At 70.0% G+C, this 1024-nt stretch carries 1 protein-coding gene; it reads left to right on the forward strand.

What is annotated here, in order from left to right:
* A partial coding sequence (locus tag B551_RS18665; protein ID WP_023264773.1) for an MdtA/MuxA family multidrug efflux RND transporter periplasmic adaptor subunit occupies nt 1-1024 on the forward strand: 1024 nt, incomplete at both ends.

Genomic DNA, 1024 nt, shown 5'->3' on the forward strand with positions numbered 1-1024 from the left:
GACGCATCCCGGGCGGACCCGGCGGCCCGGGCGGCCGCGGCATGAGCGGCCCGGCCGCGCCGGTGGTGGTCAGCCCGGTCGTGCAGCGCGATATGGACGTGGTGCTCAATGGCCTGGGCAACGTGACCCCGGTCGCCAACGTCACGGTGCGCGCGCAGGTTTCGGGCCCACTGCTGCGCGTGCTGTTCAAGGAGGGCCAGATGGTCAAGGCCGGCGACCTGCTGGCCGAGATCGATCCGCGTCCGTTCCAGGCCGCGCTCGACCAGGCGCTGGGCCAACTGGCACGCGACCAGGCGCTGCTGCAGAACGCGCGCATCGACCAGCAGCGCTATCGCACGCTGCTGGCGCAGGATTCGATCGCCAAGCAGCAGGTCGACACGCAGGACGCGCTGGTGCGCCAGTACGAGGGCGTGGTCAAGACCGACCAGGCCAACGTCGACAACGCGCGCCTGCAGCTGGGCTACACGCGCATCAAGGCCCCGACCTCGGGCCGCATCGGCCTGCGCCAGGTCGACCCGGGCAATATCGTCAGCACCTCGGATGCCAACGGCATCGCGCTGATCACGCAGATCCAGCCGATCGCCGTGCTGTTCTCGATCCCGGAGGACAACCTGCCCAGCGTGCTCAGGCAGCTGAACGCCGGCCAGACGCTGCCGGTACAGGCCTGGGACCGGCAGGCGCGCAACAAGCTGGCCGACGGCACGCTGCTGACCACCGACAACCAGATCGATACCACCACCGGCACCGTGCGGCTCAAGGCCGTGTTCCGCAACGACGACGGCATGCTGTTCCCGAACCAGTTCGTCAATGTGCGGATGCGCGTCGATACGCTGGCCGGCGCCACGGTGGTGCCGGTCGCCGCGATCCAGCGCGGGCAGCAGGGCACCTTCGTCTATGTGGTCGACCAGCAGAACAAGGTCAAGGTGCAGACCGTCGCGCTGGGACCGAGCGACGGCGAGCAGACCGCGGTGCTGCGCGGCGTGCAGGCCGGCCAGCGCGTCGTGGTCGACGGCGCAGACCGGCT

Source organism: Cupriavidus sp. HPC(L) (assembly GCF_000307735.3).
Classification (GTDB): domain Bacteria; phylum Pseudomonadota; class Gammaproteobacteria; order Burkholderiales; family Burkholderiaceae; genus Cupriavidus.